Here is a 16,106-nt window from a genome sequence, read left to right as displayed (position 1 = left end):
ACGGATACTGCATGCGCAAGATCGAACTGCGTCACCTGCGCTACTTCGTGGCCGTCGCGCAAGCCGGCAGCGTGATGGCCGGCGCCCGCGCGGCCGGCATCGTCCAGCCCGCGCTGTCGCGACAGATCCGCGAACTCGAGGACGCGATCGGTACGCCGCTGCTGGTGCGCCGCGCAACGGGCGTCACGCTCACGGCGGCCGGCGCCAGCTTCCTGCAGGATGCGACCGGCCTGCTCGCGACACTGCAGGACAGCCGTGAGCGCGCACTGCGCAGCGCGGCCGGCCAACTGGGCGAGTTGCGGCTCGGTGCGTTGCCGAACTGCCTGCCGTTGCCCGTCGTCGCGAACGTCCTCAAGGCGTTTCGCGACGCGTGCCCGGACGTGAAGCTGTCGATCGCGCCGATGCTGTCGGCCGAACAGGCGAACGCGCTGATGCGCGGCCAGCTAGACGGCGGGATCATGGCGTGGCGTCAAGATGAGGCGCCGCACCTGTCGGGCGTGCGGCTGCTGAGCGACCGCTTCGTGCTCGCGATGCCCGCGCCGCCGGGTGGACGCTTCACCGCGCCGCGCACGCTGGCCGACGTCGCGAACGAGCCGTTCGTCTGGTTCGACGCGCAGCGCTCCGCTGCGCACCACCGGTTCCTGATGGCGCAGTGCCGGCAGGCCGGCTTCACGCCACGCATCGCGCAGGTCGGCAGCGACATTCCGACGTTGATCGGCCTCGTCGCAGCCGGGATGGGCTGTGCATTCGTGCCGGAAAGCGCGTCGCCGACCTGCCCGCGCACGGTCCGGCTCGTCGCGCTCGACGAGCTCGCCAAGCGCTTCGACATCGAGTTCGTGTACGACGGCGCGGCAATGCCACCATCGCCTGTCATCGCGCGATTTCTCGAAGCCGTGCGCGATGCCGCCGGCGAAGCCCGCCAACCGGGCTGAGCGGGCAGCCGATACGCCGACCTCGCCCGGTACTTGAGCGACACGATCCGCGGCGCCCGAACGACGGGCGAGCCCGTTCCGTCAAACCGTCGCCTTGGCTGCTGAAACACGCTAAACAGCCGCATCTTTACCGCGAAAATTCTTTCGAAATGATGACGCCGGACGTCGCAGCGCCGGTGTTTTTAAATTGACACCCAAAACGGCCGTTTAACGCCGGTTCGAATTGTCATGGTTCGAAATATACTTCGCGCGCATCCAGCCCTCGTGCCAAAGAGAGGATGCGTTTCCGCCCCGGTCACGGTCCCCCTGTGATCGGGGCTTTTTTTGCCCGTGTGCCTTGTCTGCAAAGGGTTTTCGGCGACGGTGCGACGTTCGATCGGGGGGATGCCCGCCACCTGACCGGTTCGGCCGATCCGCGCGGCGGCACGTCGACGGACGTTCTGCGGACGGCCTCCGGATCATCGGGAGGAGCGGCCGTCAGTCCACCTCGCGGCGCCGATGGATTTCAATCTCCCGGCCGAAAACCGCACGTCATTCATTACATGACGCTTTCGGAAAAGCCCCTCTTTCGCGCGGCTCGCCAGCGGACTTCACGCGCTCGCTGCATTGTTGACATGAAATCAAGATAATTTCGTCCGTATACGGCTTTTTCCGCAAAAGTCATGCAGGCACACTTCGCCCTGTCCTCAACGGCCCGTGCCGTTGTCCCTCGACTACAGGAGCTCATCGCGTGAACCCCACGACTTCCTCTCCTTCTCGCCCGGGCGGCAGCGCAGCGCTGCCGCTGCTGGCACTCGCCGCCGGCGCGTTCGGCATCGGCACGACCGAGTTCTCGCCGATGGGCCTGCTGCCCGTGATCGCCGACGGCGTGCACGTCTCGATTCCGCAGGCCGGCATGCTGATCAGCGCCTATGCGATCGGCGTGATGGTCGGCGCGCCGCTGATGACGCTGCTGCTCGCGCGCTGGTCGCGCCGCTCGGCGCTGATCGCGCTGATGTCGATCTTCACGATCGGCAACCTGCTGTCGGCGTTCGCGCCGGGCTACACGACGCTGCTGCTCGCCCGCCTCGTGACGAGCCTCAACCACGGCGCCTTCTTCGGGCTCGGCTCGGTGGTCGCGGCCAGCCTCGTGCCGCGTGAAAAGCAGGCCAGCGCGGTCGCGACGATGTTCATGGGCCTGACGATCGCGAACGTCGGCGGTGTGCCGGCCGCGACCTGGCTCGGCCAGATCATCGGCTGGCGCATGTCGTTCGCGGCGACCGCGGGCCTCGGCCTGGTGGCGATCGCCGGGCTGTTCGCGGCGCTGCCGAAGGGCGAAGCCGGCAAGATGCCCGACCTGCGCGCGGAACTCTCGGTGCTGACCCGCCCCGTCGTGCTCGGCGCGCTCGGGACGACCGTGCTGGGTGCCGGCGCGATGTTCACGCTCTACACGTACGTCGCGCCGACGCTCGAACACGTGACCGGCGCGACGCCCGGCTTCGTGACCGCGATGCTGGTGCTGATCGGTGTCGGCTTCTCGATCGGCAACATCGCGGGCGGGCGCTTCGCCGACCGCTCGCTCGACGGCACGCTGATCGGTTTCCTGCTGCTGCTGATTGCCACGATGGCCGCGTTCCCGGTGCTCGCCGGCACGCATGCCGGCGCGGCCGTCACGCTGCTCGTGTGGGGTGTCGCGACGTTCGCGGTCGTGCCGCCGCTGCAAATGCGCGTGATGCGGGCGGCCCACGAAGCGCCGGGCCTCGCGTCCGCCGTCAACATCGGCGCGTTCAACCTCGGCAACGCACTCGGCGCGGCCGCCGGCGGTGCCGCGATCTCGGCCGGATTCGGATACGCGGCCGTGCCGCTCGTCGGCGGGCTGATCGCCGCGGCCGGACTCGCGCTCGTCTTCCTGCAGATCGCGCAGCAGCGCCGCGCGCCGGCCGCAGCGAATTCGTAATCGCCGCACGTCGTGCGCCGGCGATGCACGCCGGACCGCCGATCCGTACCGACACACGCTCACGGCCGCGCATTGCGGCCGTTTTCGTTTTCAACGATCCATTCCGATTCAGCAATCCCTCAATCGAAAAAATCCGGAATATCCATCAATTTCACGTCGCCCCACATTCAACTCATTTAGGGAGTGCCGAAATCGATTCAATCCGCTCGAATACCCGCCTCCCTTCCATTTCATTCAGCGCATGAATGACCCATTTCCCGCGGGTCGATTCGGCTCGCCAGGTCTGGCTAAAAATCGTATCGAACCCCGCACGAATTACTCAATATTGCTGCGCCGCAGGATAATATTTCATTCAAATCGATCACGAAAATTCAGAAAATGAAATGCTTCCCGGCTTTATTCAATCAATGCCTGCATCAAATGTAACAAAATGAAACGGCGCAAATTTAAAGATTGAAAGACTTGCCGATTCGTATCAGCATCTGCGATACCGTGGCATGCGAAGCGCGGCATAAATCCAATGAAAAACGATCGATGAGGGATCAGTGTGAAAGTCGCCATCGCTTCCACAACGTTGTCGCTCGCGCTGTCAATCGGCCTTTCGATTCCCGCCGCCGACGCTGCCACCTATTCGAACGGCACCGCGACCGCCACCTTCAACGTCACGCTGACGCTGCAGCCGAACTGCACGATCGCCGCGAACCCGCTCGCCTTCGGCACCAGCGGCGTGCTGGCCACCGCGATCAACCAGCAAACGACCGTGAGCGTCACCTGCACCAACACGACGCCCTACAACGTCGGTCTCGACGCGGGCACGGTCACGGGGTCGAGCGTCGCGAGCCGGCTGATGGCCGGCACGGCGACCGGCAACACGTCGACGACCGTCGGCTTCCAGCTCTACCAGGATGCCGGGCGCACGACGATCTGGGGCAACACGCAAGGCACGGACACCGTGGCCGGCACCGGCACGGGCGCTGCGCAGTCCCTGACCGTCTACGGCCAGGTGCCCGCGCAGGCGACGCCGAAGCCGGACACCTATCAGACGACCGTCACCGCAACCGTCTACTTCTGACCGGTGCGGCTCGCCATGTCCGCATTACGTCGAACGCTCGCCGCGCTGCTATGTGCGGCCGGCGCCGCGCACGCCGCGTCGCTGCAGATTTCCCCGGTCACGATCGAATTCGGCACCGACGACACGGCCACCGGCATCACGCTGCGCAATCCGGGCGAGCGCCCCGTGTACGGACAGGTGCGCGTGTTCCGCTGGGACCAGGCCGACGGCCAGGACACGCTGACACCCACCCAGGATCTGATGGCCAGCCCGCCGCTCATCGAGGTCGGTACGCAGTCCGAACAGCTGATCCGCGTCGTGCGCGCATCGCGCACGCCTGCCGGCGCCGAGCAGACCTACCGGCTGCTGATCGACGAGCTGCCGCAGCCCGGCGAAGCGCCGGCCAACGGCGTGTCGATCCGGCTGCGCTATTCGATTCCGGTGTTCGTCGAGCCGGCAGCCGACGGCGCGCCCCGGCTCGACTGGGCGCTGCTGCGCGGCAACGGCGGCTGGGTACTGCGGGTGCACAACGGCGGCACGCGGCGCGCGCAACTGGCATCGGTCGAACTCGTGACCGGCGACGGCCGCACGTATCCGCTCACGCGCGGCCTGCTCGGCTATGCGCTCGCGGGGCGCACGGGCCAGTGGAGCGTGCCGCTGCCGGCCGGCGTCGCGCTCGGCGGCAAGGTCACGGTGCGGGCGGCCGTCAATTCGCAGCCGGCCAGTGCGATCGTCACGGTGGAGCCGCCGGGCTAGACCGCCGGTGCGCCGCCCGGCCCCTCCCCCTTCGCCACGCGCCCGCACGCGTCCGGCCAACGGACGCAGGACCCCGCTTCGTTCGCCGCGCGCCGCACTCGCGGCCGTCGTGGCCGGCGGCCTGCTTGCGCTCGGCTGCGCACGCGCGGATGAACCCGCCGCACTCGTGATGACCGACAGCATGCATGACGTGATCCTCGAAGTCAGCGTCAACGGCGAAAACACGACGCTGCTCGCGCACTTCCGCGAACGCGACGGCCACTTGTCGGCGAGCGGCGCAGACCTGCACACGATCGGCCTCGCGACCGACCGGCTCGGCATCGCCGACGCGACGACGGTCGACCTCGACACGATTCCCGGCCTGCGCTACCGCTACGACGCGGCGCACCAGAGCGTCGACCTGCAGATGCCCGACACGCTGCGCCGGCCGTACGCGGTCGACAGCCGCGCGTTGCCGCCCACGCAGGCGGCCAGCGCGTCGCGCGGCGTCGCGATCAACTACGAGGCGTACGCGCAGACGCTCGGCAACCGGCAGGTTTCGCTCTACACCGACGTGCGCTACTTCGATCCGGGCGGCGTGTTCGACACCAGCGGCGTCGCGACCTTCCATGACGGCCGCCGGCGCTACACGCGCTTCGATACGTCATGGAGCCGCTCGGATCCGGCACGGCCGAGCACGACACAGATCGGCGACACGATCTCGGGATCGCTCGCATGGACGCGCTCGGTGCGCCTCGGCGGCTTCCAGTGGCGCAGCAACTTCGCGCTGCGGCCCGATCTCGTGACGTTCCCGATCCCGTCGCTCACGGGCTCCGCCGCCGTACCGTCGGCGGTCGACCTCTACATCAACAACGTGCGCCAGTACTCCGGCAACGTGCCGAGCGGCCCGTTCATCATCCACGACGTGCCGGGCATCACGGGCGCCGGCCAGGCGACCGTCATCACGCGTGACGCGCTCGGGCGCACCGTCGCGACGTCCGTGCCGCTCTACGTCGATACGCGCATGCTGTCCGCCGGGCTGTCGAGCTATTCGTTCGAAGCCGGCTTCCTGCGCCGCAACTACGGGCTGCAGTCGTTCGACTACGACGCGCGGCCGGCCGTCAGCGGCTCGATGCGGCGCGGCGTCATCGATGCGCTGACCGTCGAGGGGCACGCGGAAGCCACCGGCGGCGTGCTCAACACCGGCGTCGGCGCGCTGCTGCGGCTCGGCAATGCAGGCGTCGTGAGCGGCGCGGTCGCGGGCAGCGCCGGCCGCTTTCCCGGTACGCAGGTGAGCATCGGCTACCAGCTGATCGAACCGCGCTTCTCGATCAACGCGCAGACGATCCGCGCGTTCGGCCACTACGGCGATCTCGCCTCGCGCGACGGCGCGACGGCGCCCGCGGCGACCGACCAGGCGACGCTCGCGCTGCCGTTCATGCACCGCCAGACGCTCTCGCTCAGTTATATCGGCTTCCGGCTGCCGCAAGGCCCGAGCACGCGGATCGGCACGGTGTCGTACACGCTGAGCTTCGGCGATCTCGCCTCGCTGAGCGTCAGTGCGTACCGCGACTTCGCGCAGCAGGGCGCGAACGGCGCGTTCGTATCGCTGAACATCGGGCTCGGGCGCAACACGTCGATCAATGCGACCGTCGGCCGCCAGCGCGGCCAGTCGAATTACACGGTCGACGCGAGCCGCCCGCCCGACTACGACGGCGGCTGGGGCTGGGGCGTGCAGACCGGCGGCACGGGCGCGGTGCCCTACCGGCAGGCGCAAGTACGCTATCTCGGTCATGCGGGCGAAGTCATCGCGGCCGCACAGAACATCGACCGCCAGACCGGCGCATCGCTCGACGTCAGCGGCGCGCTGGTGCTCATGAACAGCAGCCTGCAGCTGTCGCGCCGCATCAACGACGGCTTCGCGCTGGTATCGACCGACGGCGTCGCAGGCATTCCGGTGCTGCACGAAAACCGCGTGATCGGCACGACCGATCGCGCGGGGCACCTGCTCGTACCCGACCTGAACGCGTACCAGAACAACCGGATCGCGATCGACTCGATGAAACTGCCCGCCGATGCGCGGATCGCACGCACGTCGATGACGGTCGTGCCGCAGACGCAATCGGGCGTCATCGCGCATTTCGGCGTGTCGCGCTATCGCGCGGCGTCGGTGATCTTGCGCGATACCGACGGCCGCCCGCTGCCGGTCGGCGCGCGCGTGCATCACGCCGAAAGCGGCACGGATACGATCGTCGGCTACGACGGGCTCACGTTCATCGACGGACTGAAGGAGGACAACCACCTCGTGATCGACTACGGCACGCAACGCTGCGTCGCGGACTTCCCGTTCAGCGCGCCCGGCAGCGGCACGCTGCCGACCATCGGGCCGCTCACGTGCCGGGCGACGCAATGAGGATCGCGCTGCTGGTCCTCGTTGCCTTCGTCGCGTGGTGCGGCTCGCCCCGTCACGCACAGGCAGAAAGCTGCACGGCCACCGCATCGGACGTGAGCTTCGGCTCGGTCAGCCCGATCTCGAACGCGCCGGTCGCGGTGACCGGCACGGTCAGCGTCACTTGCACGTGGTCGACCGTCTCGCTGACACCGAACGTGGTCGTATGCCTGAATCTCGGCGGCACGAGCCCGCGCAGCCTCGTCAACGGCGGCAACGCGATGCAGTACGACCTCTATCTCGACGGCGGGCATACGGTCGCGTGGGGCTCCGTGTATTCCGGTACGACACCGGCGTCCGTCACGCTCGTCAAGCCCGCGCTCGGCACGAGCGCGTCCGCGACGGTCACCATATACGGACAGATCACCGGGAACCAGCCGACCGTGCCGACGACCGGCAACAGCACCACGACCTACTCGCAGACATTCGGCGGCGCCACGACGTCGCTCAACACCGGTTTCTACCTGCTCGGCGCGCCGACCTGCGCGTCGCTGACGACGTCGAGCGGCACCTTCCCGTTCAGTGCGACGGCGAACGTCGTCAACAACTGCAACATCAACGCGACCAACGTGAGCTTCGGTACCGCCAGCCTGTTGTCGGGCACGCTCGCGGCAACGGGTACGATCACCGCGCAGTGCACGAACGGCGACGCGTGGAAGATCGCGCTGAACGGCGGCAACAGCGGCAACGTGACGGCGCGCCAGATGCAGCGTAGCGGTGGAGGCGGTGCGATCAGCTACGGGCTTTACACGGACGCCGCGCACTCGATCGGGTGGGGTGACGGCACGGGCGGCAGCACGACGGTCACGGGCGTCGGCACGGGCACGTCGCAGGTCGTGACCGTGTACGGCGCGGTGCCGACGCAGACCACACCCGCGCCCGGCAGCTACAGCGACACGATCACCGCGACGATCAGTTTCTGACCGGCGAAGCAGCGGATACGCTGCTCAGAACGTGACGGTCCATGCCGCGGCCGCACCGACTCCCAGGCCGCGCGGCGACGGGGTCGCGCCGGGCCCGGGTGCATGACTGAGCACGAACGGGGTGCCGTGGATGCAACTGACACTCGGCGCGTCAAACTCGACGCGCGCGCCCGGGCCCTGACCAGCGGCCGCGCCAATCGTGCAGATTTCCGGGATCGTGAGGCTGACCCTGAGCGGGATCGACGGCTCGGCCGCGCAGGCAAGCGGGCCGGTGCTCAGCATCGCAAGTGCGAACGCGCCCTTTCCGGTCCGTCCGGTTAGCTTCATCGTTCCCCCTCTTCTTCATCGATCCGTCAAGCGTACGCCCGAATCGGCGAAGCGCAAGTGAAAAACCCGAATGCGCTGGCGCGCAATCGGGCCCCGACCTGCGCCGCGCCGATGCTGCGCGGCGAGCGTCGCATACCAGCCGTCCGGAAGCGTCAGCGCGCGGCGGCGAATCCGCCGAAAAATGCACGCGCATTCGCGTCGAGGCTGTCGAGGTGATAACCGCCCTCCTGCACGATCACCGTCGGCAACCCGAGTGCGCCAATCGCGCCGCCGAGCCGCCCGAAGCCGTCGGTCGTGACGGCCACCTGCGATTGCGAATCGTCCTTGTAGATATCGAAGCCGAGCGCGAGCACGAGTGCATCGGGCTGGAACCGGGCGAGCGCGCGCAACGCGTCGTCGAGCCGCTCGAAGAACGCCGACTCCGGCGCACCGTGCGGCATCGGCAGGTTGAGGTTGAATCCGTCGCCGGCCCCCGTGCCCGTCTCTTCCTCATAGCCCGCGACAACCGGGTAGAAGTTGGTCGGGTCACCGTGGATCGACACGTACAGCACGTCGTCGCGGCCGTAGAAGATCTCCTGCACACCCTGCCCGTGATGCATGTCGGTGTCGAGAATCGCGACCCGGCGGTGGCGGCCGAGCAGCGACTGCGCGGCGATCGCCGCATTGTTCAGGTAGCAGAAGCCGCCGGCCGCGTCGCGACGTGCGTGATGGCCGGGCGGCCGGCACAGCGCGTACGCCTCGCGTGCGCCGTCGTTGACGTCGGCCGCGGCCGCAAGCGCGCCCTGTGCGGACCAGTACGCGGCGCGCCAGGTGTTCGCACCGACCGGGCAACTGCCGTCGGCGAGGTAGCGCGCGGCTTTCGCGAGCACGCCGCGCAGCGGGTTCGGGTCGCGCACGAACACGTTCGACATCACTTCGTCGCCCCAGTCGTCGGGCATCTGCTTCCAGTCGCGGTGCGCTTCTTCCAGAAAGCGCAGGTAGTTCATGTCGTGCACGGCCGCGATCGGCGCAGTGCCGCGGTCCGCCGGCTCGCGCACGTCGAAGTCGAGTGACCGGACAGCCGCGACGAGTCGCGCCGCGCGCTCGGGCACTTCCTGCGGTTCACGCATCCGGCCGCGCGACAGGTAGCTGCGCGGATGGTGCAGCAACTGCTCGGGATGGAAATAGGTTTTCATCGTTCGCCCTCGTCGGTTTATCGATTCGCCGCGTCATGCATCCTGCGTGGCGGCGGCCGCGGCAACGCCCGCCGCGACGCCGGCGCGCGCGAGCACCGCATGAAGCAGCACGTTCGCGCCGCGCGTCACGTCGGCAGGCAGCGCATCCTCGGCTTCGTTGTGCGACAGGCCGTCGACGCACGGAATGAACACCATCGCGGTCGGCACCCGGCGCGCGAGCAGGATCGCGTCGTGCCCGGCGCCGCTGACGATCCGCTCGTGCGTATAGCCGAACGCGGCGGCCGCCTGCGCGACCTGCTCGACGCAGTCGCGATCGAACGGCGTCGCCGGGCTGCGCCAGCAGGTGTCGATCTCGACCTGCACGCCACGCGCGGCGGCCACACGCGTGCATGCATCGCGCCATTCGCGCTCCATCGCATCGACTTGCGCATCGTCGTGATGGCGGAGGTCGACCGTAAACGTCAGCTCGCCGGCAATGGTGTTGCGCGATGCATTGCGGATGCCGACCTGCCCGATCGTCGCAAGCCCGCGCGGCGCATAGCCGGTGACGATCCGTTCGAGTTCGAGCGCCATCTGCATACTCGCGAAACAGGCATCCTTGCGATACGGCATCGGCGTCGTGCCCGCATGCGCGGCCACGCCCGTCACCGTCACGTCGAGCCAGCGGATCGCCTGCCCGCCCGTGACGATGCCGATCGTCGTGCCGTTCGCCTCGAGCACGGGGCCTTGTTCGATATGGGCTTCGAAGTACGCATCGACCGGGCCGCCGGTCGCACGCGTGCCGCGATAGCCGCATGCGTCCAGTGCCGCGCCGAGCGTGACGCCGTCGGCGTCCTGCTTCGCGAGCGCATCGTCGAGCGCCAACGCGCCGGTGAACACGGCCGAGCCAAGCATCGCCGGCGCGAAGCGCGCGCCCTCCTCGTTGGTCCAGGACACGATCTCCAGCGGCTTGGCGGTCGCGATGCCCGCGTCGTTCAGCGTGCGCACGAGTTCGAGCGCGGCGAGCACGCCATAGACGCCGTCGAAGCGGCCGCCTTCGGGCTGCGTGTCGAGATGGCTGCCGATCAGCACCGGAGCGGCCTGCGCATCGGCGCCGTCGCGCCGCGCAAACAGGTTGCCGACTGCGTCGACGCTCACCGTCATCCCGGCGTCGCGGCACCACTGCGCGAACAGGTCGCGCCCGCGACGGTCGTCCTCGGTAAGCGCGAGGCGCCGCACGCCGCCGCGCGGCGTCGCGCCGACGCGCGCCATATCCGCCAGGCTCCGCCACAAACGGGCGCCGTCGATTTCCAGCAGGTCTTTCATGTGCACTCCGGATGAATTCATTCGTTGAGGTTCACTGTGAGCCAAGCGCTTCGGCGGCGGCAGGCCTTGCCGCGCGGCGTGCGTCGAGCGCGACGATGCAGAGCAGCGAGATGCCGGCGAGACACGTGTAGAAGACCGCGAGCGGCCACCACTGGCCCGCGAAGCGATGTGCGAGCCACGTGCCGACGAGCGGCGTCAGTCCGCCCGCGATCGCGCCGCAGATCTGGTAAGCGAGCGAGATCGCCGAATAGCGCACGTGCGCGGGGAACACGTCGCTCACGAACCCCGCGATCACCGAATAGAAGCCGGCCATGCAGACCACCGCGAGCGCGATGCCTGCGATCAGCGAGGCGGACGTGCCGCCCTGCACGAGCATGAACATCGGATAGGGCGACAGCATCGCGAGCAGCGCCGCGAGCTTCAGGAAGCGTGCGCCGCCGATGCGCTCGGCGATCCATGCGGCGATCGGCTGCGCGACGAACTGGATGATCGCGACCGCGAACAGGCTGTCGAGGATCAGCGATCGCGAGACGCCGACGTACTGCGTCGTATACGCGATCATGAAGGTGTTCGTGAAATAGACGCCCGCGATGCCGATCGTGTTTGCGCCGATGCAGAGCGCCACGAGCCCCGACGCGGAGCGGAACACTTCCGCGACCGGCAGCTTCACCGTGCGGTTGGTTTCCTTCACGCGCGCGAATTCCGGCGACTCGTTCACGCCGAGCCGGATCAGGATGCCGACCACGAGCAGCACCGAACTCGCGAGAAACGGCAGGCGCCAGCCCCACGCGAGGAAGTCGGCCTTGTCCATCGACGTGACCGCGCGAAACGCGATCAGCGACAGGATCAGCCCGGCCGGGCTGCCGAGCTGCGCGAACGACGCGAAGAACGTGCGGCGCCCCTGCGGCGCGTGCTCGCCCGCCATCAGCACCGCGCCGCCCCATTCGCCGCCCACCGCGATCCCCTGCACCACGCGCAGTGCGACGAGCAGCACCGGCGCGAGCATGCCGACCTTCGAATAATCAGGCAGCAGCCCGACGCAGACGGTCGCGACGCCCATCATCATCAGCGTCGTCATCAGCGCCTTCTTGCGGCCGATGCGGTCGCCGAGATGGCCGAAGATCACGCCGCCGAGCGGCCGTGCGAAGAAGCCGACCGCGAACGTCGCGAACGACGCCATCGTGCTGACGAAGCGATCATGCGACGGGAAATAGAGTTCGCCGAACACGAGCGCGGCGGCGGTTGCGTAGATGTAGAAGTCGTACCACTCGATCATCGTGCCGATGAACGCGGCCGTCGCGGCACGCCCCGGCTGGCGGGCGGAAGGAAGGGACTGGGTCATGGGGGCTCCTGACGCGCGCCGCTGCGGGGCGACGCGCAATATCGTGTGACGGCCGTCTGTCGCGGCCTTGCGCCGCACGCTGCGGCGCCCCTCCTTTATCGGCGACCGCAAATCATTAGTCAAATTTCAAGTTATTATTCGCTGTATAAATTCAACTAATGTCCATCTGGACGCCTCGCCCGGAGACCCGATGCGCCCCGACCTTGCCCCGTTCCTGAACGACCGCCTCGACTGGAACCTGCTGCGCACGTATCTGGTGATCATCCAGGAGCGCAGCGTAAGCCGCGCGGCCGCGCGCCTGCACGTGACGCAGCCGGCCGTGAGTCAGGCATTGCGGCGGCTCGAGGACACCCTCGAACGCAAGCTGATCGAGCGGCGCGGCACGCACTTCGCACCGACGCCTGCCGGCGAAGCCGTCTACCGGATCGCGAGCGACATCTACGGCGGTATCTCGCGTCTCGAAACCGAAATCGACGACAGCACGGCCGACCTGACCGGTTCGATCCGGCTGCTGACGGTAAGCCGCATCGAGTCGCCCGTCTACGACGAATTCCTCGCGGAATTCCATCGCGCGTATCCGCGCATCGACCTGCAGATCGAGGTGATGCGCTCGTCGGACATTCTGTCTTCACTGCTGCAGAAGACAGCCACGGCCGGGCTCGGCCTGTGCCGCACACCGCACGACAAGCTGGAGATGCGCTGCTTCCTGCGCCAGCGCTATGCGATCTACTGCGGCCGCCATCACCGGCTGTTCGGGCAGACGCAACTGCGGATGGACGATCTGCTCGCCGAGAATTTCGTGTCGTTCACGAGCGACCAGATCGGCGACAGCCTGTCGCCGCTCACCGTGTTTCGCGACCAGAGAGGCTTCACGGGGCGCATCGTCGCGTCGTCGCCGAGCCTCGAGGAAGTGCGGCGGCTGATCTTCGCCGGCTACGGGATCGGCTGCCTGCCCGAGCACATCGTGCGCGACGACATCGCGCAGCAGCGGCTGTGGCGGCTGCCGCCCGACGACGGGCTCGTCGATGTCGACGTGTTGCTGCTGTGGCATCGCGACCGCAAGATGAACGCTGCCGAGCAGGCGTTTCTCGACGCGATGGAGCGCTGCATGCAGCGCTATTCGCTCGCGGAGCGGCTGGGGAAATGACGGCGCGAACGCGCCCGGGGAAAGCGCCGGGCGCCCACGGCCCGGCGCGTCGACGACGTCAGAAGCGATGCACGATGCCGAGCTGCACGCCGCGCGCATTCGCGCCCGGATACGCGAGCGGCAGGCCCGGGTTCGCCGCGCCGGCGAGCGTATAGCCGGCCTGGTTGCGGTTGCGCAGGTACGACAGTGCGCCGTAGAAACTCGTGCGCTTCGACAGGTCGTATTCGTACATCAGCCCGAGCTGGTCCGCATTGTTGCCCTGCGACGACTGGTCGTGCAGATACGCGTAGCCGAGCGCCACGTAGTTGGCCGGATTGAACTGGTATTTGACCGACAGCCCGTACACGCGCGAATCGATGCCGAGATCGGCCCACTTCACCGCGGAGAAACCGCCGTACACGGTTGCCTTGCCGATCTCGTACGACGCGCCGGCCATGATCGTGCGATCGGTGGTGCTCGCCGTCGCGTTCTTCAGCCACTGGCCCGCGACGAACGCGCCGAACGGCCCGTGTTCGTAGGTCAGGTCGAACTGCTGGCTGGAGCCCGCCGAGCGCACGCCGCCCGCATCGCCGAACCCGAAGTACAGCCCGCCCTGGAAGCCCGCGATCTCCGGGCTCTGGTACGACAGCGTGTTGCTGGTGCGGAACGCGAACACGGTCAGGTTGTCCATGCCGGACGCCTGCGTGACGCCGCCGAACGCATCCTGGCCGCCCTGGTCGTTGAACAACGGCGAATTCTGGCGGCCCGCGCGCACCTTGCCCCACTGCCCCGCGATACCAACCCACGCCTGCCGGTTGAACAGGCTGCCCGAACTCGCCAGCGAACCGTCGTTCGGGTTGAAGCCGTTCTCCAGCGCGAACTCAATCTTCTGCCCGCCGCCGATATCCTCACCGCCCTTCAGCCCGAACCGGCTGCCCCACTGGCCGCCCGAATTGATCGCCGCCGTATAGCCGTTGCCCGTATTCACGTACTGCGCGAACTCGTCGATCACGCCGTACAGCGTGACGCCGTCCTGCGCGAATGCGGCGCCTGGCCCGGCGACGCACGCCACCGCGACCGTCATGCGAAGACCGGCGTGCGCCCTCCGCGCCCGGGAATTGCTCCCGCTGTCTTTCATTTGTTTAGTCATACTATTCAATGGTCAGAGAATGAAACGACACCGCGCGGCGCAGTTGCGCCGCACCGGGATCGCGGGAAAGGAAACCTGGGGAGGAGCCCGGCGCAGGCAGCGCCCGGCTCGCGCGGCATTCAGGCCGGCAGCCAGCCGGCCCGATGCGCGCGACGTGTCGTCAGTGCTGAACTTCGCCGCGTTCGAGCGGCAGGATCAGGCTTTCGGGAATGCTGCGCCGCGACGCGCGCGCGCCGATGTAATACAGCACGGCCGGCACGACCAGGCCGAGGATCCACGAGATGTCGGTGCCGCCGAGTGCGTCGACGAGCGGCCCCGTGTAGAGGTGCGTCGACATGAACGGCAACTGCACGAGGATGCCTACCACGTAGATCGTGATCGCCATCACGTTCCAGCGGCCGTAGCGGCCGTCCGGATCGGACAGCGCCGGCACGTCGTAGCGCGAGCGTGTGAAACAGTAGTAGTCGACCAGGTTGATCGCGCTCCACGGCGTGAAGAACGCGAGCAGGAACAGGATGAATGCGGTGAATTCCTTCAGGAACGAATGGCGGCCCGCGAGCGCGATGAGCGTCGATACGCAGATCATCCCGAAGATGTAGACGAGGCGGCTGCGCGACGACACGGCCCCCTTGCCGCGGAAGCCGCTGACGATCGTCGCCATCGACATGAAGCTGCCGTATGCGTTGAGCGCCGTGACCGTCACCTTGCCGAACGCGATGCTGAAGTACAGCAGCGCGGCCACGGCGCCGGTCGAACCGAGGCCGACGATATACGACACCTCATGGTGCGCGAACTGGCTGCCGGCCAGCGCGGCCGCAAACACGCCGAACACCATCGCCGCCTGCGCGCCGATCACCGAACCCAGGCCGACCGCGACGAACGTCGCGACCGACGACGTCGAGCGCGGCAGGTAGCGCGAATAGTCGGCGACGTACGGGCCGAACGCGATCTGCCACGACGCCGACAGCGACATCGACAGCAGGAAGCTTGCGAGCGTGAAATGCCTGTTCGCCAGCAGCGCGCCGATATCGTGGTTCGCGAACAGCTGCGTGAACATGTAGACGAACGCGGCGATGCCGACCACGCTCGCGATCCGGCCGACGGCATGGATCGCGCGATAGCCGAACACGGTCAGCACGACGATCACGGCCGCGAACAGCAGGATGCCGGCCGCGTCGTCGACGTGCAGCAACTGCGCGACGGCCTGCCCGGCCAGCACCGAGCCGCTCGCGGAAAAGCCGATGTACATCAGGCACACGAGCACGATCGGGATCATCGCGCCATAGACCCCGAACTGCACGCGGCTCGAGATCATCTGCGGCAACCCGAGTTGCGGCCCCTGCGCGCCATGCAGCGCCATCACCGCGCCGCCAATGAACTGGCCGAGGAGCAGCGCGACCAGCGACCAGAACACGTCACCGCCGAGCACCACGGCAAGTGCGCCCGTGACGATGGCCGTGATCTGCATGTTGGCCGACAGCCACAGCGTGAACTGGCTCAGCAAGCCGCCGTGGCGCTCGGCGTCGGGAATGAAGTCGATCGAACGGACTTCGATCAGGCCGCCGGCTTTTCCACTGGGATTCGTTGACACGGGGAAATCTCCAAAATACTCAGGATCACAAATGGTTTGAACGAGACGGGAATCTGCGAGCCGC

13 protein-coding genes are annotated in these 16,106 nt (G+C 67.8%); 7 read left to right on the top strand and 6 right to left on the bottom strand.

What is annotated here, in order from left to right:
• The first annotated feature begins 11 nt into the window (after positions 1-11).
• The 6 genes from ACPTTC_RS06515 to ACPTTC_RS06490 all read left to right on the top strand — a co-directional run bounded on the left by ACPTTC_RS06515 (position 12) and on the right by ACPTTC_RS06490 (position 8,026).
• Positions 12-932 carry a LysR family transcriptional regulator gene (locus ACPTTC_RS06515; protein WP_423391906.1) on the top strand — a complete coding sequence of 307 codons (921 nt, stop codon included), beginning with the start codon at positions 12-14 and terminating at the stop codon, positions 930-932.
• Between the two features lie 730 nt (positions 933-1,662).
• A complete protein-coding gene (locus ACPTTC_RS06510) occupies positions 1,663-2,868 on the top strand; it encodes an MFS transporter (RefSeq protein WP_423391905.1) in 1,206 nt (401 codons plus the stop codon).
• A 586-nt stretch (positions 2,869-3,454) separates the two neighbouring features.
• Positions 3,455-3,940, top strand: a complete 486-nt coding sequence (locus ACPTTC_RS06505; protein ID WP_423393321.1) for a Csu type fimbrial protein — start codon at positions 3,455-3,457, stop codon at positions 3,938-3,940.
• 15 nt (positions 3,941-3,955) lie between these two features.
• Entirely contained in the window at positions 3,956-4,675 is a 720-nt protein-coding gene (locus ACPTTC_RS06500) for a fimbrial biogenesis chaperone (RefSeq protein ID WP_423391904.1), read from the top strand.
• Positions 4,676-4,682: 7 nt separating this feature from the next.
• Positions 4,683-7,067: a fimbria/pilus outer membrane usher protein gene (locus ACPTTC_RS06495; protein WP_423391903.1), complete on the top strand. Its 2,385-nt coding sequence runs from the start codon at positions 4,683-4,685 to the stop codon at positions 7,065-7,067.
• Positions 7,064-8,026, top strand: coding sequence for a Csu type fimbrial protein (locus ACPTTC_RS06490; RefSeq protein WP_423391902.1), 963 nt, complete (start codon positions 7,064-7,066; stop codon positions 8,024-8,026). Before ACPTTC_RS06495 ends, ACPTTC_RS06490 begins: the two co-directional genes overlap by 4 nt.
• A gap of 24 nt (positions 8,027-8,050) precedes the next feature.
• Here ACPTTC_RS06490 and ACPTTC_RS06485 read toward each other — a convergent pair whose 3' ends face one another.
• From ACPTTC_RS06485 to ACPTTC_RS06470, 4 genes are all read right to left on the bottom strand, one after another.
• On the bottom strand, positions 8,051-8,353 hold the full coding sequence (locus tag ACPTTC_RS06485; protein ID WP_423391901.1) for a hypothetical protein: 303 nt from the start codon (positions 8,351-8,353) through the stop codon (positions 8,051-8,053).
• Positions 8,354-8,505: 152 nt separating this feature from the next.
• Positions 8,506-9,528, bottom strand: a complete 1,023-nt coding sequence (locus ACPTTC_RS06480) for a histone deacetylase family protein (RefSeq protein ID WP_423391900.1) — start codon at positions 9,526-9,528, stop codon at positions 8,506-8,508.
• A gap of 33 nt (positions 9,529-9,561) precedes the next feature.
• Complete coding sequence (locus ACPTTC_RS06475; protein WP_423391899.1) at positions 9,562-10,833, bottom strand: Zn-dependent hydrolase; 1,272 nt, start codon at positions 10,831-10,833, stop codon at positions 9,562-9,564.
• A 31-nt stretch (positions 10,834-10,864) separates the two neighbouring features.
• Positions 10,865-12,175 (bottom strand): MFS transporter, encoded by a 1,311-nt coding sequence (locus ACPTTC_RS06470; RefSeq protein WP_069247614.1) that lies wholly within the window; start codon positions 12,173-12,175, stop codon positions 10,865-10,867.
• 190 nt (positions 12,176-12,365) lie between these two features.
• Between ACPTTC_RS06470 and ACPTTC_RS06465 the strand changes: the two genes are divergently transcribed.
• Positions 12,366-13,322 (top strand): LysR family transcriptional regulator, encoded by a 957-nt coding sequence (locus ACPTTC_RS06465; protein WP_423391898.1) that lies wholly within the window; start codon positions 12,366-12,368, stop codon positions 13,320-13,322.
• A gap of 58 nt (positions 13,323-13,380) precedes the next feature.
• Here the strand turns inward: ACPTTC_RS06465 and ACPTTC_RS06460 are convergent, their stop codons facing one another.
• A complete protein-coding gene (locus ACPTTC_RS06460) occupies positions 13,381-14,451 on the bottom strand; it encodes a porin (RefSeq protein ID WP_423391897.1) in 1,071 nt (356 codons plus the stop codon).
• A gap of 160 nt (positions 14,452-14,611) precedes the next feature.
• Positions 14,612-16,042: a purine-cytosine permease family protein gene (locus ACPTTC_RS06455; protein WP_423391896.1), complete on the bottom strand. Its 1,431-nt coding sequence runs from the start codon at positions 16,040-16,042 to the stop codon at positions 14,612-14,614.
• Between the last annotated feature and the right edge of the window lie 64 nt (positions 16,043-16,106).

Source organism: Burkholderia mycopellens, assembly GCF_964265025.1.
Taxonomy (GTDB): domain Bacteria; phylum Pseudomonadota; class Gammaproteobacteria; order Burkholderiales; family Burkholderiaceae; genus Burkholderia.
The sequence above is the reverse complement of the archived record's forward strand: the minus strand, read 5'-3'. Positions and strand labels throughout refer to the sequence as shown.